The sequence below is a fragment of the Acidithiobacillus sp. HP-11 genome, assembly GCF_015100075.1.
Classification (GTDB): Bacteria; Pseudomonadota; Gammaproteobacteria; order Acidithiobacillales; family Acidithiobacillaceae; genus Acidithiobacillus; species Acidithiobacillus thiooxidans.
In genome coordinates, this window is record NZ_JACKYY010000021.1 from 1 (window position 1) to 22960 (window position 22960).

Below are 22960 nucleotides of genomic sequence, written 5' to 3' on the forward strand. Positions count from 1 at the left end.
GAACAGGGCCTCTTGCGTTTTATAATCAGAGCGTTAACGATCACTCATTATATCACGGAAGGCGGTTCTATTCATCGTTATCTGGCTGATTCACAATAAATAAAACAAGAAAAATAGGGTAACAAAATAGCGCCAAAATAAGTATAATTCATAGATAAATAATAATATTTAATGACCGACATTTTTGTTAACCATGCCGATTTTCCTCGCGGAAAAACGGTGAAACTTTAGGACTTAAAGAGGGCAACTGCAAATGAGATACCCAATCGCTATTGAATCCGGGGATGAGACCCATGCCTTCGGGGTAGTAGTTCCCGACTTGCCGGGCTGCTTCTCTGCCGGGGATACCCTGGACGAAGCCATCCAAATGGCCAAGGAAGCCATCGAACTGTGGCTGGAGGTGCAGATTGATGAGAGTGGAGACATTCCAGAACCTAAAGCCATCACGGAGCATCAGGCTAATCCGGAGTTTGCTCACTGGATCTGGGCGCTGGTGGATGTGGACCCGGCGCTCATCTCTGACAAGGCGGAACGAGTCAATATTACTTTGCCTGCACGAGTGCTGCGACGTGTAGACGAGGCGGCTAAAAGCCGTCACGAGAGCCGTTCTGGTTTTCTAGCTCGCGCCGCACTGGCGACATTGCGGCGCGAGGCCTCTTAAATCTGCCACAAATTGGGCGACAAAAATGGGGTATTCGTAATTTGTTGTGTACGGCGCCTCAGCTGGATCATAGCTCATTCAGGTCGTGTTTGTGTATATCACACCTATGCCCCACCCCCGCCTTCACTCCAGATTTCGGCTTGGGCTCTGGAAACCAGTGGCGCCTCAAAACGGCAAATATGCTTACCCCCCTTGGGAGTGGGCACCATGAGTAATGCGCCCGAGTCGATATCTTCCGGATTAGTCATCTGATTAATCTGCATGAGATGGGCAACAGAACTGTGATACTGCTGGGCAATTTCTGCCAGATTCTGGCCAGGCCTGATGGTGATGCGCATGGTCGGGCCATGATGGCAGGCAGGAGCCACATCCAGCTCCTGCAAGGCATGACGCATGGTCACCCGAAATACGGGTGCCGCTTCTATGCCCCCAAAATTCCATTTGAAATGACTACCGCGCAGGGAAACGGCCATCACCAGTTGGGGATGATTGCCGGGAGCAAAGCCGACAAAGGTGGCATTGGTGGTATGCCCATAAAAGCCGCCATGACCATTGGCCATATTGGCTGTACCCGTCTTGCCCGCTACATGATAGCCCTCAATGGCCGCCAAGATACCTGTTCCTCCCGGCTCCGCCACACTCTGCAGCCAGACTCGCAATTTTTTGGCCACCCAGGCAGGCATAATTCTCTTGGCGACTGGTGCCTGCCCCATGACCAATTCCGGTCGCATATGGTAGCCCCCGTTGGCAAAGGCGGCATAAGCATCTGCCAATTGCAGGGTGGTAACACTAACCCCATAACCCAGGGCAATGGTGGCATGGCGCGCCAGACTCCAGCTATGCCAGTTGGGCAGTACCCCTGAAGTCGCATCTACGAAACCGAGATCGGGTTTGCGCCCAAAACCGGCGCTACGGTACATATTGTAAATAATCTGCTCGGGGGTTTTGAGTGCAATTTTGGAGGCCCCAATACAGCTGGAATATTTGAGAATATGTTCAATATTCAGGATGTGATGGCGCACATCATCCGTGATGGCATAACCGTCTACTATCAGCGGATGAAAAACATTGAATCGGGCATCAGGCTGAACACTGTGGCTCGCCAGGGCGGCTGCCACCACAAAAGGTTTCATCACTGAGCCCGGTTCAAAGGCCTGATGTACGGCATTATTGGTATAGTCGGCAGGATCCATGCAGGAACCCTCTGCATTGGGATTGCAACTGGGTGCACTGACCATGGCCAGAATCTGTCCGGTATGCACATTCATCACCACCGCAGATCCATCTTTGGCGTGAAAATGATGCAGTGAGCGGGTCAGGGTAATATAGGCCCAATATTGAATCTGGGGATTAATGGTGAGCTGCAGGGGATGACCAAAATGCGCGAGTTTTTGCACTTTAGCCACGTGCACTATCTGACCATGTCCATCCACCAGTGCCAGTTCCTTTCCGGGATGCGCCCTGAGCCAGGTGTTGTAACCACGCTCCAAACCGGCAGAACCCTGGTGTGCCTCATCCACTAACCCCAGCAGGGGGGTTGTCACCGCGCCCATAGGATAATAACTGCGGCTAGTATTCTGTACATAAATGCCCGGCACCTGCAGCTTTTGTAGAGCCGTTCCGAACTCCGGAGCAACCTGTCGTTCAATATAGACATAATCTGCTCCTCCGCTGGCCACTCGACGGGCAAAACTGGCTTCGGAGAGATGCAGGGCATGACTGAGTTCTGCCCATTGGTCGTGGTGTTTATCCAGAATGGCAGGGTCTGCCCAGATGGTAACCGCATGCACATTTACCGCCAGAGGTTCACCATTACGGGCTGTGATGATTCCCCGACTGGCTGGCAAAGGAATAGCCCGTAAATAGCGCATCTGGCCCTGCTGACGCAAGGTGGACTGGTCCAGAATCTGCAGATAAATATCGCGAATCAACATAACTGCAAAAGTCAGTAACAGGAAGATGATGACCAGACGCGCCCGTCCTGCGGGCAGGAATTTTACGGGTCTATCCATTGACAATACGGTTCAATAACAACAAATAGTTCTACCTGAAAGCATTGGAGCAGTTAGTCGGCGTATAAGCTTAATATGATATGTAGACAATGCAAAAGTTCCCGGCAACCCGCTTGGCAGTAAGCTATGGAGGATCAGCACCATATTTTTGATATGATAAGCGCCGCAATGCTGACCCCTACCATGGAGACCGCCTGCTGATATGGCCTTCAACAAAACGCTTAGTCTGTCCCGTTTTTATTTTTTATGGGGCCTGTTGTTTCTGGGTGCTTTTATCCTCTTTGCCTACCATAGTGGCAGCGGCAGCCTCTGGGATATTGATGAGCCCAATAATGCCCAGGCGCTCAAGGAAATGTTTGCGCAGCATAATTTTGTGCTTCCCCTGTTCAACGGGACCCTGCGCGTTGCCAAACCCGCTCTGAATTACTGGCTCATGTGGGGTGGCGTGGAAGTGTTCGGGATGAACAGCTGGGGTTTGCGTATGGGTTCGGTGTTGGTGGGAGCGCTGTTTGTCCTGTACCTGACTGTCTCCACACGGCGTCTGATAGGCAGCGGTCCCGCTTTGCTGACGGGCCTGGTGGCTGCCACTATCTTGCATAGCCAGATCATTTTCCGGGCGGCGGTACCAGACCCTTTATTGATTTTATTTGTCAGCATGAGTCTGATCAGCTATTTGCACGCCTATCAATTCCCGGAGACACGCAGCTTCAATATTTTACTCAGTTATGCCGCCATGGCCCTGGCCACTGTGGATGAAGGACCGATAGGCTTCCTGATTCCGGGGCTGATTATTGTGGTTTTTTTATTGTTGCGCGGTAATCTCCCCTATTTATGGAAAGAAGGGCGCCTGCAATGGGGCTTACCTTTGTTTTTGCTGATCGGCCTGCCCTGGTATGTTGCCGTAGGGGTAGAAAGCCACTGGAGATGGGATCTGGGCTTTCTTTTGCGGGCCAATATCAGCCGGTACAATGCTGAAATGCAGGGGCATCAGGGCCCGTTTTTTTATTACCTGCTGACCATTCCCCTCGCCCTGCTCCCCTGGTCCGTATTTCTCCCTCAGGCACTGCGACCTCTGTGGCGCAAACGCAAGCAACTGATCCGGCAATATCCTGTAGATACCTTTTTGCTCAGCTGGTTATTGGTGTGGGTCATTTTTTTCAGTATTTCCGCCACCAAACTGCCCAATTATGTCTGGGAAGCCTACCCGCCCCTGTTTATTTTTCTCGGAAGACGCTTTTACCAGGCCCTGTCCGGGGAAATACCCTTTCGCAGCCGGGGATTATATATGTCCTTGTCCGTACTTTTCAGCGTCGGGGCGGCTCTGGTCTATGCCGGCGCTATAATCGTGCCGGCAAAAATTCCTCCCCTGGGCTCGCTTTATTACCTGGGCTTACCCTATGCCGTGTCTGCCGTCCTTGCCGCGCTTTGGGTATGGAAAGACCAAGTTGGACGCTGGTTGATCACTCTGACCGCCGGGGCCGCCGCCTTGACTTTCGCGCTGATGACCTACACCGAGCCAGCATTGAATATTTTGAAGCCTTCTTACTTCATGGGAGAAAAAATCCGTCAGTACCAAGGTGATAAACCCTATAGCATTGCCGCCTGGCATTGGTTTCAGCCCAATTTTCTGTTTTATGCCGGACGTGGCAACATGATTTTGCACCGGCCCAGGCATATGGCGGAATTACAGAACATTCTGCGTCATAACCCCAGTCCCCTTTATCTGGTCTTGCCCAGTCGGGATGTTTCTGACATGCGCAGAAGCCTGCCGGATCATCTCCATATCCAAAGCATTTATGTCAGTTATGAGTTATATAATCACGAAAATTTGACCTTGTTACGCATCAGCCCGCAATCTGCTGTTTCCCTTCAGCACCAGGCCCCTCCGGGTTAATCTCGGGATTGGGTCCGGCGGAAGTGGAAAACGCCTGCTCTGTCAGATTTTCCTCGCCAGCCACCTGTTCCAAATTTTGGCGGGCAGGTTCAGGCAATAAAAAAGTCAGTGCCAATCCCGTCATACTGAATAAAAAAGTAAGCAGAAGGGTGTTTTCTATGCCCATCGCCTGGAGCAGAATGGGAAATAAAAACACCCCGATAAATGCGCCTACCTTGGCTGTCCCTGCGGAAATACCAGCGGCTGTAGTCCGTAAATGAGCAGGATAAATTTCTGAGGCCAGGACAAATGTAGTGGTATTCGGGCCAAATTCTGCAAAAAAATAACTGATGGCATACAAGGCAATAAACAGAGCAAATGCCCCGGCTATATCAGGAATCACGCCAATGGCGAGAAAAGCCATGCCCATGCAAAAAAAACCGATCAATTGCAGACGGCGATGACCAATACGGTCCAGAGTGAATGCCGCAAGAAAATATCCCGGCACTGCAGCAATTGCAAAAACAATCCAGCTCCAGGCAATATTGGCCATTAGCCCACCATGTGGGGCCAGCGCATGCATAATCATGGGCGTCGAAATAGTATTACCATAATAGGCATAATCAAAAGCAAACCAGGCCCCAGCCGTACCCAACAAATATCGCCAGTAATGTCTCAGTGGCTTTGGAGAGGTAACCGATGAATCCGCGTTGTTGGGAGCTTTTGTGGCCCGATTCAGCCAACGCGGTGATTCCGGCATGCTGCGTCGCATCCAGTATGCACCAAGCGCAGGAAACGCCCCCAGCCCCAGCATGATGCGCCAGGCCAGATCATGGTCAATTTGTGCGGCCAACAATGCCAGGGCAATACCAGGGCCAATCAAAACGCCCAAAGCCTGAAAGGAAAAAGTCAGACCCACCAGCAATCCGCGATTATCCCGATTGGCATATTCGCTCATGATCACTGAAGACAAAGGATAATCTCCACCTACCCCCAGCCCCAGAATAAAACGAAAGATAATCAATGTGGTGATATCATTGGCGCAGGCAGATCCGAGTGCGCCGAGCACCATCAACAGGGCTTCAATACCGTATATTTTGCGCCGCCCATAAATATCCGCAATTCTACCAAACAGATACGCCCCAAATAGTACGGCGAGCAAAGAAACGGAGCCAATCAGGCCCATCATCAGGGCATCAGGATGCCATTCCTGACGAATCAGTGCCAAAGCGTATCCAATGATAAATAAATCGTAGGCTGCCGAAAAAAATCCCAGCCCGGCAGTCAACATGGTTTTTAAGTGAAAAAGCCCGAGAGTGGCGTCATTCAGCGCGGCAATGGACGAAACAGATGTATTTGCTGATTTCATATACCCCGACGGACGTATTTGGGCAGAACAGCGCTATTTACAGACCGGCAATGTTTTCAGCTGGCTGAGCACCTGCCCCGCGAAAATTACCCCCGCCGGATGCACCGGATAACCCGCCGTTTTCAGAGCGGTTACGGTCCAGGTATTGCAGGTATGAAAAGCATCATACGTACCCGGCGAGGCAAAAAATTTGCTGCGAGGATAAGGCCCGGCCCCAACAACTGTCAACCCGTCTGTATGGTTTACAGTCAGAAAGGCAGCTATATAATTATCCAGTCTGTGCAGATTTTCCGGAGTGACCGGTAACCACCGGACTTTAACACCCGGCAGATCGCTTGCTGCACTCAGATTTTCCACGGCTCTGATCAGCATCACGCTATGGGAAGGCAACAGGGCGCTGATTCCCTCCCAGACACTGGGGTTTTCGGCCATATAGTAGCGCCGGTTACCCCATCCAAAAATCCAGTCATGAGGCTTGACCCGAAAATACTGCGGTACAAACTTTAAGTCACCCTGCATTTCATCAGCAGGAATGATCAATCCGGTATGCCAGCCTATATCAATAACACCGATCTCAGATCTGTCGCGGGCACAAGCTGCTGTAGCCGCATGGCTGGAAACCGGCGGTAAGGCTGCACAACCGGCCAGGAAGGCCATCATGCCGATCTCCAGAAAAACTGGTCGCCAAGCGCTCACGCGTCTGCCGGTACCACTATTGGGAGTCTGATAACATGGCATGATAGACAAAATCCACGCGCCGGTTGCGCTTCCAGCACTTGGGATCATTGGCGTAACACAGCAGATTGTCCTTACCAAAGGAAACCATCTGAATTCTGCTGGCAGATACCCCGTCGGCTTCCAGCAGGCGCGCCACGGCTTCTGCCCGGCGATTACCCAGAGCCAGATTGTATTCCTGGGTACCGCGTTGGTCACAATTGCCTTCCAGACGTACATCTACATGGGGGAATTTTAATAAAAACCGGGCATTATCCAGGGCAATACGACGACCGTGGACATTGACCTGACTACTGTTCGTAGCAAAATGAACGCGCAGATGCGAGGGTAAGGCGGCCAGTTCAGCGTCAGACAAATACCTGTTCCGCCCCCCGAGGGGACCATTAATATCCTCACTCTGTACGCCTGGAGCCGCATAACGCTGGGTAGGTGGCTGGGTTATAACATGGGAAGGCACAGGTATGTGGGCGACCGGATGGGGTGAGACTTCCTGCGCGCATCCAGTCAAAAGCAAGGAAGCAGGCAATAGCATCCATAGCATATGCATAATGGGCAGGCGGACACGGAAACGTGGCATTTTTTCTCTCCTTGTGGCAATAGCCTTGTGACCGCCGCCGCGCCGCTAAGTTTCAATCCATATGTAGGGTTGTGTATGACTCCTTTAACAGTTCCAGCAACTGCGCTTCATCCACAACCGTAATGCCCAGCTTGGCTGCCTTCTCTGCCTTACTGCCCGCATCCGCACCCAACACCACATAATCGGTTTTCGCGGAGACGGAACTACTGACCTTGGCCCCGGTTGCCTCAATGGCCGCCTTGGCTTCTTCCCGACTCATCTGCGGGAGAGTTCCTGTCAGGACAAATATGCGCCCAGCCAAATGTCCAGAGCTTTTGGGCGCGACCTTCTCCCAGTGCAGGCCGGCAGTGCGCAAGGCCGTAATCACTTCCCGATTATGGGATTGCGCAAAAAAATGCTGGACGGACTCGGCGACAATAGGCCCTACATCCGGAATATTCTGCAGTTGTGCCTCATCTGCCGTCATCAGCGGATCAAGATCGCCAAAGTGCTCAGCCAGTGATTTGGCTGTCGTTTCACCGACCTGACGAATACCCAGGGCATACAAAAAGCGCCAAAGTTGTGTTTGCCGCGAAGCTGCAATTTCGGCGAGCAGATTTTGTGCCGATTTACGGGCCATACGCTCCAGACCACACAACACGTCTTCATTGAGGGAGTAAATATCAGCCACCGTTTTGACCAGTTCACGATCTACCAGTTGGGTAATCAGTTTTTCGCCCAGACCACGAATATCCATGGCCTTGCGTGAAGCGAAATGACTGATTGCACCCACTCTTTGCGCCGGACAATAAATACCCCCCATGCAACGATGCGCGGCTTCGTTGCTGAGACGCAACACTTCCGATCCACAGATCGGGCAATGATCAGGTATCTGCCAGGGCTGGGTATGCTCCGGTCTGGCTTCAAGGATGACCATGACCACTTCAGGAATCACATCACCCGCCCGCCGCACCAATACCGTATCGCCTACCCGGATATCCTTGCGATCTACTTCATCCTGATTATGCAAGCTGGCACGACTGACGGTCACTCCACCCACCTGCACGGGACGCAATTGGGCAACAGGGGTAATCACGCCCGTACGTCCCACCGAAGCCAGAATGTCCTCAACCACTGTTTTTTCCTCGTGCGCCGGAAATTTATAGGCAATAGCCCAGCGTGGCGCGCGCGCTGTGAAGCCCAGGCGCTCCCGTTCATGCAAATCATTCACCTTAAACACCAGGCCATCTATTTCAAAGGGCATTTGTTCACGTAAATTCTGCATTTTTAAATAATATTCTCTACAATCATCAAGATGATCGATCTTACTAAGGTAAGAAGTTACTTCAAATCCCCAGCCGGCCAGTTGCTGTAACACTTCAAGATGGGTTTCTGCCAAGGGGGCATTCACTTCTCCCCAGCCCCAGGGGAAAAAAGCGAGGGGCCTTTGCGCCGTGACCTGTGAATCCAGTTGCCGCAAGCTTCCCGCTGCCGCATTGCGGGGATTGGCAAACGGGTTTTCATGATTCCGTAAACGTTCATCATTTAAACGCTCAAAAGCCGCGACCGGAATGACTACCTCGCCACGAACCTCAAGAATGTTCGGCCAATTCTTACCCTTTAGTTGCAAAGGCACATTGCGAATACTCCGCACATTACTGGTGACGTCTTCTCCGGTACTGCCATCTCCCCGGGTACCTGCCTGCAGTAATCGTCCGTTTTCATAGCGGATGTTGACCGAAAGACCATCAAATTTGGGCTCCGCGCTCATGCTGACCTGCTCATGTCCCAGCCCTTTGTAGACTCGCACCAACCAGTCTGCAAAACCCGCATCGTCAAACACATTGTCCAAAGAGGTCATGGGCACACGATAATGTATTTCGGCAAAATGATTGAGGGGGGCTGCACCTACCCTTTGCGTCGGCGAATCGGCACTGTGCCACTGTGGATAGCGATTTTCGAGTGCCTGAAGTTCCCGCAGGAGCACGTCATATTCTGGATCGCTGAGCGTCGGCGCATCTTTCTGATAGTAGGCGGCATTGGCTTCGCTCAGTTGCGCGCGTAATTGCATAATTCGCTGCAGATCCCTGTCATTGGCTGATGCCACTCATTGCTCCTTTGCTGAAATTCAAGCGTGGGTAATTTTTGGGCGGCGTATCCCGAATGCCCTTTCTGGTATATTTTTGCAGATAATTGAACTACCAACCAGAAGGAGAATGTATGGCTTTGGCCCTGTTTGACCTCGATAACACCCTGCTGACAGGGGATTCCGACCACGCATGGATGGAGTTTTTGGGCAGTCGTGGCATTGTCGATGCGGAAGAATTCAATCACCGCAATGATCAGTTTTACGCCGATTATGTGGCCGGGCGCCTGGACATCCATGCTTTTCTGGACTTTCAGCTCACGCCATTAGCCGCCCATCCCCGCGCCCAACTGGATGTCTGGCATCGTGATTATCTTCAGGAAAGGGTTTTGCCCATGATCTCCAACCGGGCACGGGCCTTGGTGGAAGACCACCGCCAGCAGGGCGATGTGCTGGTCATTATTACCGCTACCAATCGCTTCGTGACCGCACCCATCGCCACTGAATTTGGGATTGGAAACCTCCTGGCTACCGAACCCGAAGTAAACACAGACGGCGAATTTACGGGCAAAACGGTCGGCACCCCCTGCTTCCAGGCGGGAAAGATCGAACGCCTGCGTCACTGGTTGCAAGAGCAGCAACTGGATTGGCAGCGAAGCTTGCAAGGCAGCACCTTTTACAGTGATTCCTACAATGATTTGCCGCTTTTGGAAACCGTCGATTTCCCCGTTGCCGTGAACCCCGATGAACGCCTGCGTGCCCATGCCACAAGCAAAGGATGGCCGATTCTTTCTTTACATGATCAATAGACGTTCATCAAATTGTCATATTATGGTGCTAGCATTAGTCCATTATTAAACTGTTAACCGGTAAAAACCGGATCAGGAGCCGCAATGCCCTATTTCCGATCAGCGCCCCATATCGGTAAAACGGGAGAACTTTCGCAACTCCCGAAACTAATCGGGTGAGTGTACGCCTATGAATCCTTCCGGGCAGGACACAGCCTTATTACGCTGCAGAACTGTTGGCAAATTTTATGGAGAAGCACGAATACTCAGGGAGATTTCTCTGGACTTATATCCTGGGGAAATCGTGGCGTTACTGGGTCCCAATGGTGCCGGCAAAAGTACCCTGCTGACCTGTCTTATCGGGCTCATTCTCGCCAATACTGGTGACATTGAGTTATTCGGTCAGGATATCCAGCAACTGGATACCCAAAACCGCATTCAGACTGGCTTTGTTCCCCAGGAATTCAGTGGTTTTTCCTGGATGCGGGTCAAGCAACTTCTTGAGTTGATTGCGGGCTTCTATCCTGCTTCCGGTCGCCACTGGAAAAAACTCGAAGACTGGGCTGATCTGGACTCCAGCAAAAAAGTCCAGGAACTTTCGGGTGGACAAAGACAACGTCTGGCTATTGTCCTAGCCATGCGCCACCGCCCGCGTTTACTAATTCTTGATGAACCTGTGTCTCAACTGGATCCACAGGCACGTCAGGATTTCCTGTCCCTGCTGCAGGAGCACGCCCTGGAGCATGAAGCTGCCGTACTGCTCTCATCTCACATTGTTTCTGATCTTGAACGCATTTGTTCGCGTTTTCTGGTACTCCACCACGGCCGGATAATTGCAGAGTGGCCCCGCGAAACCTTACAGCCCGGAGAAGCGGAAAGCCGATTCCTGGCAATGACCAGAGACAGCAACTGATGGGTATCTGGCGCTGTCTCCACCCGCGCCTGCTGTTTCAGGAAAACCTGACCCTGATACTGGGTAGCCTCCTATTTTTAATGGGGATGGGTATAACAATCGGCTTTTCACTTTCCACCCAGGCTAAGCCACAGGCGTCGCAAGCGGTTTTTACAATGATATTACTGCCCGCATTTTTTATCGTAGCCGGCTTTCTCATCCATTACTGGCGGATAATTTCTGAAGACCTTTTGAGAATTTTACCCGGTTTTCGCAGGCAGGCCATTGGTATATTTGTTTGGTTCCTCGTCATTTCAAGTGGGTAGCCTGAGATCCAGCTTGCCCAGGATCAGGTAGGCCATGTTGATAAAGTTCTTGTGCGTGCGGTAACCCCGAGCCTTGGCCTTGGCGGATTGAATGAGGCTGTTGAAACCTTCYRGAATTCCATTGGTGATCTGGCTCTCGAACCATCGGAGCACGCCATCCCAGTGATTCATGATGGTGTAGGCGACCATCATGAATCACTGGGATGGCGTGCTCCGATGGTTCGAGAGCCATCTGAGTAACGGCACTCTGGAAGGTTTCAACAGTCTGCTCCAGTCCGCCAAATCCAGGGCACGGGGCTATCGCACCCACAAGAATTTTATTAACATGGCTTACCTCGTACTGGGTAAGCTGGATCTCAAGCTACCCACTTAAAACAGCGAGGAACCGCAGGGTAGTAATGGCATCCACCAAGGTGGATTTACCCGAACCGATATCGCCGGTCAGCAGCCCGTTTTTGCCATCCAGTTGCAGCGTCCAGACCCGGCTGTCAAAGGTGCCCCAGTTAAACACTTCCAGCCTGGTCAGCCGGAATCCTGACAGGGTGTCATCAGCACAGAAGTCGAGGTTCAATAATTGTGGGTCATTCATGATCAGTTTCTTCCCTGCTGCCGGTCTTGCCAGCCAGTTGCCCCTGGTAACTGGCCAGACGTTCATCCAGTTCGGCCAGCCATTGGGCGTCTACAAAGGCCTTCAGAATGCGCCGCACCTCATAATTGGCTGGTCCAGCGGTAGCGCCACCAGCCGTTTTGAGTTTTTGTAGAAAGCCCAGTTCGACGACTTTGTTGATGGTGGTTTCAATCTGGTCAATCAGCCTGGCTTCATTCGGGCCATCGGGCAGAAATACCCGCACCAGATCCACGATGTCATCGCGGGACAGGACCAGTCGCGTATCACCCCCACCAGCATCAAATTCGGCCAGTTTTTTGCGCAGCAAGGCAAGCAGTAAACTTACGGCAAATGATAATGGTCGACGGGCCACCAGACGTGGTAAACGCGGGGAGGGGTCATCCTCAGTGGGTTCGGGGCGGCTTTTCAGGAAGGCATAGCCTTCAGCCTCATCCAGTACCAGGTCGAGATTGAGCACTGCCACATAATCACGCACCCGCACTTGCAGCTGCAACAGTGCGGCCCATTGGCGCTCGTCATTTTCACGGTAAAGCACGCCTTTGAGCAGGCCAATCAACAGCACCGACAAGTCAGCAGGCGGAGCAGCCGGTGTAGCCTGGGTTATGTTCAAATATTCCACTTCCATTTCTTGCCTCGATGCTTGTTCAGCGCATGAAAATCACGCGGGGTAGTCGCGCGCTGCGGATAAGTGTTTGCCCTTCCATATCTGTTGTCTGCCAGTGGATGGATTCAGTCGTGTCTTCATCCACTACGCTGCTGAATACTTCACTGCCCAACTGCAGGTAGGCAATCAATTCAGCCAGCCCTTGTTGCAAGGGCTGATTAGTGACCAGTTCGCGCAAGCTGATCTGGGTGTGGTTTTGCAAAGTGTTGCGAATATGGCGGGTTAGCCGGGCCTTATCAACGACGACCTGTTCAAAAAGCCTGGAGGGATCAATGTTTTCATCGCCAGCCTGGAGGATGATTTCGGTAATCATTGGTTTGCTGGCCGGAGTGAACAGTGGCCGTTCCATCGCCAGCACAACATCCGCGCTGGCCGCAGCCATTTCCATCACCGTGCCGGTCGGAGCGATGCTGCGGAGCGCCAGTGCCTTGCTTTCAATACCATGCAAAATATCCATGATGCGGCGGTTTTCCAGCCAGGCCTGGTCATCCAGAAAGCGGCGTAATTGCTGGGACAAGGCGGCGACGGTACGCTGGGTCTGTTCACCAGCTTCCATCCAGTCGTAGTGTACCCGGCGAGTCCGGGTGTCCGGGTTCAGTTCCGCCACAGCGGGTAGTGCCAGTACCTGATCCAGCAGATTGGTCAATTCTTCCTGCCGACGGCTGGATAACAGAAAATCCCAAAGGGCACGGAAACTCTTGCCCTGGTCGGAATCACCAATAGCATCGCGCTCACCCATGATCTCTTCCAGCAACGCCCCTTTGCTGCCTTCCCATAGCGCAATGCGCTCACGCACGCGGCGGTCCAACTGGCGGAAATTGTGCTCCACCTCGCGAAAATCGGTGAGTAACTCGCGTGCGCCCTGCATGAATTGCTGAAAACGGTCCTTCACCGCTGTGTCATCCAGCAGTGATACCTCACCCGCAAGCACCTTTGCAATCTCGGCATCAATGGCGTCACGCTTTTTGTGCAACTCGGCAATGCGTTTGGCAGGGTCGGCTTCGCTGCCCTCGCTCATCTGCTTGAGCAGGTCAAAGAGGGTAAGCAAGCGCGATTCGGTTCCGACAAATTGCCGTTCACTGAGTTGCGTCAACCAGGCAATAGCCTTTTCAGTAGCCGGGGTCAGATCAAACTGCGCCTCGTCTGTGCCCGTGCGGTAGAACTTGCGCAGCCAGCCCTTATCGGGTTCTGCCCAGTCGTTCAGGTATTCCAGTGCAGGCTTGGGGAATGCAGCCTCACCCAGATGCAGGCGTAAGGCATACAACTCATCTTCCAGTGCTTCGGCCAAATCCGCCGCTGCCATCACCCGCTCATTGGGCACTACGAATACCCGATGCAAAAAGCTCGCTACCAGCGGTGCATGATCTGAACGCAACAGCCGCCATGCAGGGTGATGGTTACGCAGGACGTCAAGGGTGGCGTAGTCGAGAGTTACCAAGTATTACAAACCTCATTTTCGTACTTAAACAATATCGGCAAGTTTCCAGTATGATTTTTTGAATTCATTGCTTGCCCGTCCCGGATGCCGGGCTTACCAGACTGACCCCAGAGAAATATGTGGAGTATCGCTGCCCGTCACGGGTCAGCACGGGGCAGCCAGCCACGGCAGCATGGGCGCCGATGAAGAAGTCGGCAAGCACGTTGTTTTTCTTTCCTCCCATCCGGCGGTAGCGCACGAAGGCCTTGCCAGCCAGGAACAGCGCGGGCCGGGGAATCTCGAGCATCGTCAGACCGAGTTCAGCGACAGTGCGATCCAGGGCTTCGACCGTCGAGAACGTCAACGACAGTTCGGCATGGATGATCGGATTGATGACCAGGCGATGAATTTTGGACTGCGCCCGTAGCTGGCCGATGGACCAGTCCGCCCATTCCGGATCGTCCTCCAGAACGTCGACCAGCACATTGGTATCGACCAGCAGAATCAGTTATTCACCGCGCAGCAGGGCCATCAATTCATCGGTGCGCCACTTTACGTCGGCCCTGCCACGGGCTATCTCGAAGCGATCCGGTTTGCGGCTGGGCCGGGCACCGACCTTGTGAATAACGACATCGCCTTCGCGATTGACCGCGAAATCAACAGAGCAGCCCGGCGCGAGATTCAGTGCGTCGCGAATCTGCTTGGGGATGGTGACCTGTCCCTTGCTGGTGAGTGTGGTTGCCATTTGATGACTCCTGACGTATTACGGTATCGGCGATTGTAATACTACCAAGACACAACGGCAATTTCCGAAAATTCGCAGCGCCCGTGAAACCCTGCCACTGCTGGCCCTTCGCGGGCGTAAAAAAGCCCGGAGCATGTCCGGGCTTTGGAATGTTGGTGGAGCGGAGGAGGATCGAACTCCCGACCTTCGCATTGCGAATGCAAATCAGACGTTTTTCGCGGATATTTGAAATATAAGCATTTTTCATTACGCTTTGTACTCAACATGTTACGCACAGTAATATCCCGTCCTATCCCAAGTGATCACGCCCTATCCCGTCTCATGGTGCAGCGTAATTGCAGCGCAAATATCGCTATTACGAGCCTCTTCGTGCATGTTATATAAGGAAGTTCTGCGCCGCAGAATCGCATCCTTCGACATACATAAATCTGATAAACCTGGAGCCTTCGGCCACCTAGCCAACGTGCGCAGTCGCGTGGCGAGGGTCTGGTAGGCCATCGGGACCTTGTGCAGTGCGCCAATCGGGTGTGAGCAATCCTCGGAACTCCATCGGTACCCGTGAAATCTACAAGGTAAACATAATCAGTTGGTTATATGTATAGGCTGTCCAATTACACCCCCGCGTTTATAAGTCAAATCATTATCTGACCCGGTCCCGATCTATACCCTCACTGTAGGGGATATCCTGGGACATCCCCGCCTGCAACCCTTCAGAAAGGAGACGACGATGACGAAACAGAAAAGGTTGGTCGGGATTAGGTTATTTAGGTCCATGATTGGCATCTGGGTGTGTGGTTCCCTGTCTGCCCTACATGGCATCTTCAGTGCGGTTACTGGGGATTACACCGTTTTTGCCCCCATGATAGGCATAAACCTGCTGGCTATATTCTTTGCTTTGCACGCCATGCAGACATATTGGTCCGGGGTCGGTGATGACCCCGAGATTAGAGAGGTAGCCGCCTCGGAGATGTCTCGCACTGTTCGAATAGTGACCGAGCATGCCCGCAGAACGCGTGCTGCCGTCCTCATGCGATGGAGGGAAAGATCTCCATCCTGCGAGCTTGGTGCTATTGGAAACCTCTCGAAGGCTCGCGCCAAGGCTGAAGCGGTGACGAGCCATCCTTGCGGAAGACAAGCTGGCCCTGCATCGAAGTCCAGACGCCAAGCCAGCGGCACCAAGTCGTCTTCAGATCCAGACGGCGATGGTGGGGACAGTGACCCCACGCGATCGCTCATCCCATCAGCACTGCTCCAGCAGCTAGAAGCATCCCCAAGAATCGGTTGGTCGTACAACGAATTCTCCAACCTTTTCGGCGCATCTCCGAAGACACTCCGCAATAAAGTCAGTCGCGGCGAATTTCTCCCTCCGATCAAAACAGCCCTCGGCGTGAGATTCACCTCCGAGCATCTGCGCTACGCCCTAGATCCTGAGCAGTTCGCCCCCAAACCTCCAAAGCGGGGCAGGGGCAGGCCGAGAATCGCGGAACAGCGCGGAAAGGGGGGTGTGCGATGAGCGCCCAGCCTATTCAAGAAATCCTTTCCCAACTGCAACGAGTCAAAAAGATCGCCCCGGACAAGTGGACCGCACTGTGCCCAGCTCATGATGACCGGCGACCGTCCCTGAGTATCCGTGAGGCAGACGACGGCAAAATCCTCCTGCATTGCTGGGCAGGGTGTGGTGCTGCCGATATCGTCAACGCGCTCGGGTTGACGCTTGCCGATCTGTTTCCACGTACAAACCGCTACAACGTCGGGGAGGCGAGATCGGTGCACCGCGTATGGGCGCATCGCGAAGCGCTTCAGGGAATCGCCCATGAGGCGATCATCGTCCGCCTCTTCATCGCACGCCTGGTTGGATGTGCTCCGTTGGACCACGACGATTTGGTGCGGTTAGCTCTAGCCGACGAGCGGATTGGTGAGGCCCTGAGAGTGGCGGAGGAGGGACGATGAGCACGGATTGGGATCAACTCGCTACCCCCCTAAATTCTCCTGCAGATACGCCCGCACAGAATATCGATCCAGGCCCCGATGACGGCGGGGAAGCGATCTCCTGGAAACGGGTCAATATCGGCTTTTGTGCCCGTCATAATCCTCCGCCCCGCCGTTTCGCTATTGGGAAGCTCCCGGTTCCCGAAGAGACCGGAGTGTATGGCCTACTCCTGGGTCCGGATGGCACCCGCAAAAGCTGGCTGGCGCTGCACATTGCCATGGCCAAGGCTGGCGGCCAACCGGTTGCAGGGGGGCTGTGGCCAGCCCCAGAGCCTGGACGGGTGGTTTACGTGACGACTGAAGATGATGTGGCGGAGCTATGGGAGCGCATTCACGCCATCGCCAGGCAACCTGGGTGGGAGTGGGTAGGAGATCTGGGACATCACCTGGACATTTTGGCTGTACCGCAGATAACCCTGGTAACGGACTCAAAGAATGGACCCGCAAGGGGGGCGGATTGCACCCGCCTTATTCGGTACGCCAAGGGAGCATCCCTGATGGTCCTGGACCCTCTGGCCGACCTTGCTGACGCCGATGACGCTGACGCCCGTGCCAGTCGGATGATCGTGCAGACCCTGCGCCATATCAGCCGAAGCGTAGGCGCGGCGGTACTCGTAGTTCACCACCAGAACAAGGCGGCCATGCTGGCTGGCAACACGAACCACCAGTCTGGCCGGGGAAACACGCGGATTGGCGCAGGCGCACGCTGGGCGGTCGTGCTGCAGCCTATGGATAGGGAGATGGCGGAACTGGAGGGTATCGATATTGCGGACAGAAGTCGCTGGACAGCAGTCCATGAATCCAAGGCGAGCTATGCCCACCTTGATGCGCCGCAGTGGTTCTATCACTGGCCGACGACGCAGGAGCGCAATGGCGCAGTGGTTGGTGGTGTTCCTCTTTTCAGAAAACTGCCGAGCGTGGGAAAGACCATCACCAAAAAAGCCAGGGCATATGCGCAGGCAAGTAATGGGGGGATAGATGATGACGACGACTATTGAGGATATCTTTGCGCGAGGCACTGTTCCCGCATCCACCGCCTATCAAGCCCGGCTGATGATCTTTCAGCCGACCAGGAGGCCGCGTGAGCTCGCACAGCTGATCCAAACCGCCTGGGGTAAGCATCGGGTGAAGGGCAGGCTTGGGCAGCAGCACGCCGACGTTCTGGAAGCTATCCTCCACAGCGGGACGAAGCCACGGCGCCTGGGGGACGATGGCAGAATCAAGATTCTGGTCGATCCGGCTGAAGTGCGGCGAAAGTCGCGGCAGGACGGGACGACGCTCCAGCGGGTTCTGGATGATCTGATGCAAGCGATCATCCAAATCATCGAACCCGACCATCTGGCGGGAATCGGGCATTTGATCGACCACATCGATTGGGCGCGGCAACCCTCTGGTGCATTCATTGTAAAAGCGCCCCCCGGGGGAGCGGTCATCTGCGAACGGCGACAATGGCGTGTTGATCTCGGAAAGATGCTCTGTCGGCTTGTAGATAGCGATTTATGGATATCCCGCGACCCGTATCCAATCGCGGCAATGCGTCACGGCATCTCCCAGGCCGTAGCTCGACATGTGCTGAGCCATAAAGTCTCACCAAAAGGTGGCTGGAGGCTGGATGGTCTCATTGCGTCGGTTGCGGGTCCCCTATCTGCGCAGCAGCAAAGGAATCGTCGGCGGGAAATCCATCAGGACGTCGAGGTCCTTTTGAGATTGGGGATTAATCTACATGATGGCAGGGTTCACATGACCCGAAAGGGGGCCGTGTGTAGCAAAACCGCGGGACCGTGTAGCATACCCGCGGTAGCGTGTAGTAAAACCGCGGGGCGTGTAGCAAAACCGCGGCCTATTTAGGTCTTCTAGGTCTTGTCAGGACAAGACCTAGAATCGGATCACCTGCCGCATTCTAGCGGCAGGTGGCCTGGTTCAGGATAAAGAAATTTTACGCGGGAGCCCTCAAGGGGGCGGCCACAACAACGGATCTATGTGCCAGCGGGCGGCGTCTACCGGGTAGACGGCCAGCATGGGCCGTGGTGGACCATGTTCTCGCGAAAGACACCGATATCATTTCCCCTTCTTTAATCTTGCGTTCCGCTCTGTTTTTTTCCCAGAAGTCCCATGGGATCGTTTCGTCTACCCGGTAGACGATGCATCTTCTGGGACTGAGGCTTCTTTCTTTAGCAACCGCATACATCTCTTTCTGCTGCGATTTGATTTCGGCGCTGTCAAATAAAATGGGCTTACCGACGATCCCGACTTTGCCTCGTGTGAGGTATTCGATTCTGTATCTGAACTTTCCATGGTCAATCTCATGCGCGGCCTTACCACGTTTCACGGCGATGTCTGAGCAATGGATGCCGAGGGCCGAGGCAATCTGCGCCCGGCAGGCGTCTACCCGGTAGACGGTGAAGTCGGGGGCATCAGTCGGTGCCGCCGCCAAAGGGTAGGGTGCATCCCCGGTCATCTGATGATGCCCCATATTACAAAGCTGCTCGGTCGATAGGGATCGCCGGGATGCGCGTCCATACCGTAGTGGCACCCGCCGATCTCTGTTCCAGCTGGAGGGGGTCCCTTTGCGCAGCCTGCGATGCCGTTATTGCCCCTTGTCTCCCCCGCTGATTTGCTACTCCAATGTCGTCTACCGGGTAGACGACACCCCCAGTTTCCCCTCTGCAACCCGTCTACCGGGTAGACGATGGCCCCAGAATCGGCAAATAAAAGCGTCATCCCGGAAAACGCCGGCCCCAAAAATCGTCTACCCGGTAGACGAAAACGCCAAAAAAAGCGTCTACCGAAAGAAAAGCGGAACGCAAGATAAAGAAGGGGTAATGCGGGCGTTTTCCGGGAAAACTGGCCGCGCCGATCGTCTACCCGGTAGACGCTACCCGCAACCTCCAAGATCAGGGGTCCGCAGCCCCTTCCCGAGGCTCACGCGATGCTGCCCCGGCGTATGATCGTCTACCCGGTAGACGGTCTGGCGACTCGTAGAGCGGGTTGGATGCGTTGATAGGTACCCCAATACCCTGCTGCCTGCTAGAATCGGAGCATGTTTGATTGATGAAAGCGGTTTCCCGCTGAAGGACCACTATGCACGAAGCGCTGACGGTTGCCGCAAGCCATCCGCACAGGAAGATGCCCAGGCCGACCGTTCACCTGTCCGTTCCCTGCTCCAGCCCCTTCCGCCTCCCATGACCGAGCAAGACATCGAAGAGGCCCTGATCCAGAAGCTCAGTGACCTCAAGTACACCTACCGCACCGACATCCGGGACCGCGCTGCCCTGGAGCACAACTTTCGCCTACACTTCGAGGCCCTGAATCAAGTTCATCTGACGGATGCGGAGTTCCATCGCCTGTTGGATTCCATCGTGACCCCGGATGTGTATGCCGCGTCCCGGATGCTCAGGGAACGCAACAGCTTCGAGCGCGATGATGGGACACCGCTCTACTATACCCTGGTCGACATCAAGGACTGGTGCAAGAACACTTTTGAAGTTATCAACCAGCTGCGTATCAATACCGACTACAGCCATCACCGCTATGACGTGATCCTTTTGCTCAATGGCGTGCCCGTGGTACAGATCGAGCTCAAGACCCTGGCCATCAGTCCGCGTCGGGCCATCCAGCAGATCGTCGAATACAAGAACGATCCGGGCAATGGTTATGCCAAGACCCTACTCTGTTTCCTGCAACTCTTCATCGTCAGCAACCGCAGCGATACCTCGTACTTCGCCAACAACAACAGCCGCCATTTCAGCTTCAATGCTGACGAACGCTTTTTGCCGGTTTACCAGTTTGCAGCCGTGGACAACACCCCAATAAACCAACTGGACGACTTTGCCGATGCTTTCCTCGCCAAATGTACCCTGGGAGAAATAATCAGCCGCTATATGGTATTGGTCGCCAGCGAACAGAAGCTCCTGATGATGCGTCCCTATCAGATCTATGCCGTCAAGGCGATCGTAGACTGTATCCATCAGCATCGCGGCAATGGCTATATCTGGCACACCACCGGCAGCGGCAAGACCCTGACCTCGTTCAAGGCTGCGACCCTCCTCAAGGACAACCCGGACATCGACAAATGCCTCTTCGTCGTGGACCGTAAGGACCTCGACCGACAGACCCGCGAAGAATTCAACAAGTTTCAGGAAGGCTGCGTGGAGGAGAACACCCACACGGGGACACTCGTCCGCAGACTCCTTTCTGAGGACTATGCCGACAAGGTGATCGTCACCACCATACAGAAGCTCGGTCTCGCCCTGGACGGAACCCATCGCCGCAACTACAAGGAACAACTGGAACCACTTCGACAGAGCCGCATCGTCTTTATCTTCGACGAGTGCCACCGCTCCCAGTTTGGGGAGAACCACAAGGCCATCAAGGAATTCTTTCCCAACGCGCAGCTCTTTGGTTTTACGGGCACTCCGATCTTCGAGCAAAACGCCAATTACCAGCAGATCGAGGGCGAGCAGGCGTCCTACCGGACCACGCAGGACATTTTTCAGCAGCAGCTCCACGCCTACACCATCACCCACGCCATCGAGGACCTCAACGTCCTGCGCTTTCATGTGGACTACTACAAGCCCGAGGGCAGACATCCGCCGAAGCCCGGCGAGCCCCTGGCCAAACGGGCCATCGTCGAAGCGATCCTGTCCAAGCACGATGCCGCCACCGCTGGCCGGAAGTTCAATGCCCTTTTGGCTACTGCGTCCATCAATGACGCCATCGAATACCACGCGCTATTCGAGACCATCCAGGCCGAGAAGCGGGCGGAAAACCCCGATTTCCGCCCGCTGAACATCGCCTGTGTTTTCTCGCCCCCCGCCGAGGGCAATCAGGACGTGTTGCAAATTCAGGAAGACCTTCCCCAGGAGAAGGCGGACAACGCCCAAGACCCGGATCGGAAAAAAGCCGCCCTACAGGCCATCATCGCCAACTACAACCGTAATTATGGTAGCAATCACAGCGTGGGTGAATTCGATCTCTACTACCAGGATGTGCAAAAGCGGATCAAGGACCAGCAATACCCCAACACTGATCTCCCCCACGACCAGAAAATCGATATCACCATCGTCGTGGACATGCTGCTCACCGGCTTCGACTCCCAGTACCTCAACACCCTCTACGTCGATAAGAACCTCAAGTATCACGGCCTGATCCAGGCATTTTCCCGGACCAACCGCATCCTCAATGACACCAAGCCCTACGGCAACATTCTGGATTTCCGCCAGCAGCAGGAAGCCGTGGACGCGGCCATTAGTCTGTTTTCCGGCCAATCGGGGGAACAGGCCAAGAAAATCTGGCTGGTGGACAAAGCGCCGGTGGTCATCGAACGGCTCCAGGGGGCCATGGAGCAACTGGGCACCTTCCTCCAGTCCCAAGGACTACCATCCGCTCCCGAGGCTATTCCCCAACTCCAGGGTGATGCTGCTCGTTGCCAGTTCATCAAGCTCTTCAAGGATATTCAGCGCTTCAAGACGCAACTGGATCAGTACACGGATTTGACGCCCGAAGATCGCACGGTGATTGAGCTGGTAGTCCCCACGGAGACCCTACAGGGATTTCGGGGCGTTTATCTGGATACCGCGCAACGCTTGAAGGAGCAACGAGATCAGGGGGGCGACAAGGCGAGTCCTGAAGTCCAACAACTGGACTTTGAGTTCGTGCTCTTTGCCTCGGCGGTCATCGACTACGACTACATCATGACCCTGATCAGCCGCTATACGAATCCGACATCGGGCAAGCAGCAAATGAACCGGGAAGAACTGGTGGGATTGATCCTGTCAGATGCCAAGTTTCTGGAAGATCGGGAAGAGATTACGGCCTACATCAACACCCTGGAAGCCGGGAAAGCACTGGACGAACGGGCGATCCGCGATGGCTTTGAACACTTCAAGACCAGGAAGCAAAAGCAACAGATTGTCGATATGGCCCAGGCCCATGGGCTGGAATCCAAGGCACTGCAAGACTTCATCGACAACACCCTGGGCCGTATGATCTTCGATGGAGAGCAACTGAGCGACTTACTCGCGCCCCTCCATCTGGGCTGGAAGGCACGGACACAGAAAGAACAGGCGCTCATGCAGGATTTGATCCCTCTGCTGCACAAACTGGCCCAGGGACGGGAGATTTCGGGGTTGGAGGCTTATGAGCAATAATCATCCACGGCGTAAGGAGTGGATCCAGCGCATTGCCACAACAGGTGGTTGTTGAGATGAATGACCCCCA

General features: G+C 54.1%; 20 protein-coding genes and 2 pseudogenes. 10 read left to right on the plus strand and 12 right to left on the minus strand.

Going from position 1 to position 22960, the window contains the following annotated elements:
* The first annotated feature begins 253 nt into the window (after positions 1-253).
* Positions 254-661 (plus strand): type II toxin-antitoxin system HicB family antitoxin, encoded by a 408-nt coding sequence (locus tag H7F08_RS07820; RefSeq protein ID WP_010639110.1) that lies wholly within the window; start codon positions 254-256, stop codon positions 659-661.
* Positions 662-765: 104 nt separating this feature from the next.
* On the opposite strand, the gene H7F08_RS07825 is transcribed toward H7F08_RS07820, so the two are convergent.
* Positions 766-2673, minus strand: a complete 1908-nt coding sequence (locus H7F08_RS07825) for a penicillin-binding transpeptidase domain-containing protein (protein WP_193640257.1) — start codon at positions 2671-2673, stop codon at positions 766-768.
* 202 nt (positions 2674-2875) lie between these two features.
* Here H7F08_RS07825 and H7F08_RS07830 point away from each other — a divergent pair, with 202 nt between their 5' ends.
* Positions 2876-4567 carry an ArnT family glycosyltransferase gene (locus tag H7F08_RS07830; RefSeq protein ID WP_193640258.1) on the plus strand — a complete coding sequence of 564 codons (1692 nt, stop codon included), beginning with the start codon at positions 2876-2878 and terminating at the stop codon, positions 4565-4567.
* Here H7F08_RS07830 and H7F08_RS07835 read toward each other — a convergent pair.
* The 4 genes from H7F08_RS07835 to ligA are packed head-to-tail and all read right to left on the minus strand — an operon-like array spanning position 4518 to position 9313.
* The gene (locus H7F08_RS07835) at positions 4518-5915 is read right to left on the minus strand and encodes an MFS transporter (protein WP_051690455.1); all 1398 of its coding nucleotides are present in this window, start codon (positions 5913-5915) and stop codon (positions 4518-4520) included. The genes H7F08_RS07830 and H7F08_RS07835 overlap by 50 nt on opposite strands.
* A 33-nt stretch (positions 5916-5948) precedes the next feature.
* Positions 5949-6575, minus strand: coding sequence for a DUF2459 domain-containing protein (locus H7F08_RS07840; protein WP_010639115.1), 627 nt, complete (start codon positions 6573-6575; stop codon positions 5949-5951).
* 52 nt (positions 6576-6627) lie between these two features.
* A complete protein-coding gene (locus H7F08_RS07845; RefSeq protein ID WP_031569471.1) occupies positions 6628-7227 on the minus strand; it encodes an OmpA family protein in 600 nt (199 codons plus the stop codon).
* Between the two features lie 52 nt (positions 7228-7279).
* Positions 7280-9313: an NAD-dependent DNA ligase LigA gene (ligA, locus tag H7F08_RS07850; RefSeq protein ID WP_031569469.1), complete on the minus strand. Its 2034-nt coding sequence runs from the start codon at positions 9311-9313 to the stop codon at positions 7280-7282.
* A 113-nt stretch (positions 9314-9426) separates the two neighbouring features.
* On the opposite strand from ligA, the gene H7F08_RS07855 reads away from it, so the two are divergent.
* The 3 genes from H7F08_RS07855 (at position 9427) to H7F08_RS07865 (ending at position 11298) form a co-directional block, all read left to right on the plus strand.
* Positions 9427-10101, plus strand: coding sequence for an HAD family hydrolase (locus tag H7F08_RS07855; protein ID WP_031569468.1), 675 nt, complete (start codon positions 9427-9429; stop codon positions 10099-10101).
* Positions 10102-10270: 169 nt separating this feature from the next.
* The gene (locus H7F08_RS07860) at positions 10271-10993 is read left to right on the plus strand and encodes an ABC transporter ATP-binding protein (protein WP_010639124.1); all 723 of its coding nucleotides are present in this window, start codon (positions 10271-10273) and stop codon (positions 10991-10993) included.
* Positions 10993-11298, plus strand: a complete 306-nt coding sequence (locus H7F08_RS07865; RefSeq protein WP_193640259.1) for a hypothetical protein — start codon at positions 10993-10995, stop codon at positions 11296-11298. The genes H7F08_RS07860 and H7F08_RS07865 overlap by 1 nt, the downstream gene beginning before the upstream one ends.
* On the opposite strand, the pseudogene H7F08_RS07870 reads toward H7F08_RS07865, so the two are convergent.
* A pseudogene (locus H7F08_RS07870) lies at positions 11287-11484 on the minus strand (transposase); the annotation flags it as partial. The gene H7F08_RS07865 and the pseudogene H7F08_RS07870 overlap by 12 nt on opposite strands.
* Between H7F08_RS07870 and H7F08_RS07875 the strand changes: the two are divergent.
* A pseudogene (locus H7F08_RS07875) lies at positions 11483-11671 on the plus strand (transposase); the annotation flags it as partial. The pseudogenes H7F08_RS07870 and H7F08_RS07875 sit on opposite strands and share 2 nt — an antisense overlap.
* Here H7F08_RS07875 and H7F08_RS07880 read toward each other — a convergent pair.
* The 5 genes from H7F08_RS07880 to H7F08_RS07900 all read right to left on the minus strand — a co-directional run bounded on the left by H7F08_RS07880 (position 11660) and on the right by H7F08_RS07900 (position 14752).
* Positions 11660-11887: an ATP-binding protein gene (locus H7F08_RS07880; RefSeq protein ID WP_227487837.1), complete on the minus strand. Its 228-nt coding sequence runs from the start codon at positions 11885-11887 to the stop codon at positions 11660-11662. The pseudogene H7F08_RS07875 and the gene H7F08_RS07880 overlap by 12 nt on opposite strands.
* A complete protein-coding gene (locus H7F08_RS07885; RefSeq protein ID WP_193640260.1) occupies positions 11880-12551 on the minus strand; it encodes a DUF4194 domain-containing protein in 672 nt (223 codons plus the stop codon). Before H7F08_RS07885 ends, H7F08_RS07880 begins: the two co-directional genes overlap by 8 nt.
* A 19-nt stretch (positions 12552-12570) precedes the next feature.
* A complete protein-coding gene (locus H7F08_RS07890) occupies positions 12571-14028 on the minus strand; it encodes a DUF3375 domain-containing protein (RefSeq protein ID WP_193640261.1) in 1458 nt (485 codons plus the stop codon).
* Between the two features lie 64 nt (positions 14029-14092).
* Positions 14093-14515, minus strand: a complete 423-nt coding sequence (locus tag H7F08_RS07895; RefSeq protein WP_227487839.1) for a type II toxin-antitoxin system VapC family toxin — start codon at positions 14513-14515, stop codon at positions 14093-14095.
* Positions 14516-14752 carry an AbrB/MazE/SpoVT family DNA-binding domain-containing protein gene (locus H7F08_RS07900; RefSeq protein ID WP_010636975.1) on the minus strand — a complete coding sequence of 79 codons (237 nt, stop codon included), beginning with the start codon at positions 14750-14752 and terminating at the stop codon, positions 14516-14518.
* Between the two features lie 1509 nt (positions 14753-16261).
* Between H7F08_RS07900 and H7F08_RS07905 the strand changes: the two genes are divergently transcribed.
* Genes H7F08_RS07905 through H7F08_RS07915 form a run of 3 tightly spaced genes read left to right on the plus strand, consistent with a single transcriptional unit; the run spans position 16262 to position 18589 of the window.
* Positions 16262-16702, plus strand: a complete 441-nt coding sequence (locus tag H7F08_RS07905) for a hypothetical protein (RefSeq protein ID WP_051690639.1) — start codon at positions 16262-16264, stop codon at positions 16700-16702.
* Positions 16699-17739, plus strand: a complete 1041-nt coding sequence (locus H7F08_RS07910) for an AAA family ATPase (protein ID WP_031572895.1) — start codon at positions 16699-16701, stop codon at positions 17737-17739. Before H7F08_RS07905 ends, H7F08_RS07910 begins: the two co-directional genes overlap by 4 nt.
* Positions 17720-18589: a hypothetical protein gene (locus H7F08_RS07915; RefSeq protein WP_051690638.1), complete on the plus strand. Its 870-nt coding sequence runs from the start codon at positions 17720-17722 to the stop codon at positions 18587-18589. The genes H7F08_RS07910 and H7F08_RS07915 overlap by 20 nt, the downstream gene beginning before the upstream one ends.
* A gap of 88 nt (positions 18590-18677) precedes the next feature.
* Here the strand turns inward: H7F08_RS07915 and H7F08_RS07920 are convergent, their stop codons facing one another.
* Complete coding sequence (locus tag H7F08_RS07920) at positions 18678-19214, minus strand: hypothetical protein (protein WP_193640262.1); 537 nt, start codon at positions 19212-19214, stop codon at positions 18678-18680.
* 571 nt (positions 19215-19785) lie between these two features.
* Between H7F08_RS07920 and H7F08_RS07925 the strand changes: the two genes are divergently transcribed.
* Entirely contained in the window at positions 19786-22890 is a 3105-nt protein-coding gene (locus tag H7F08_RS07925; protein ID WP_227487838.1) for a type I restriction endonuclease subunit R, read from the plus strand.
* Positions 22891-22960 lie beyond the last annotated feature (70 nt).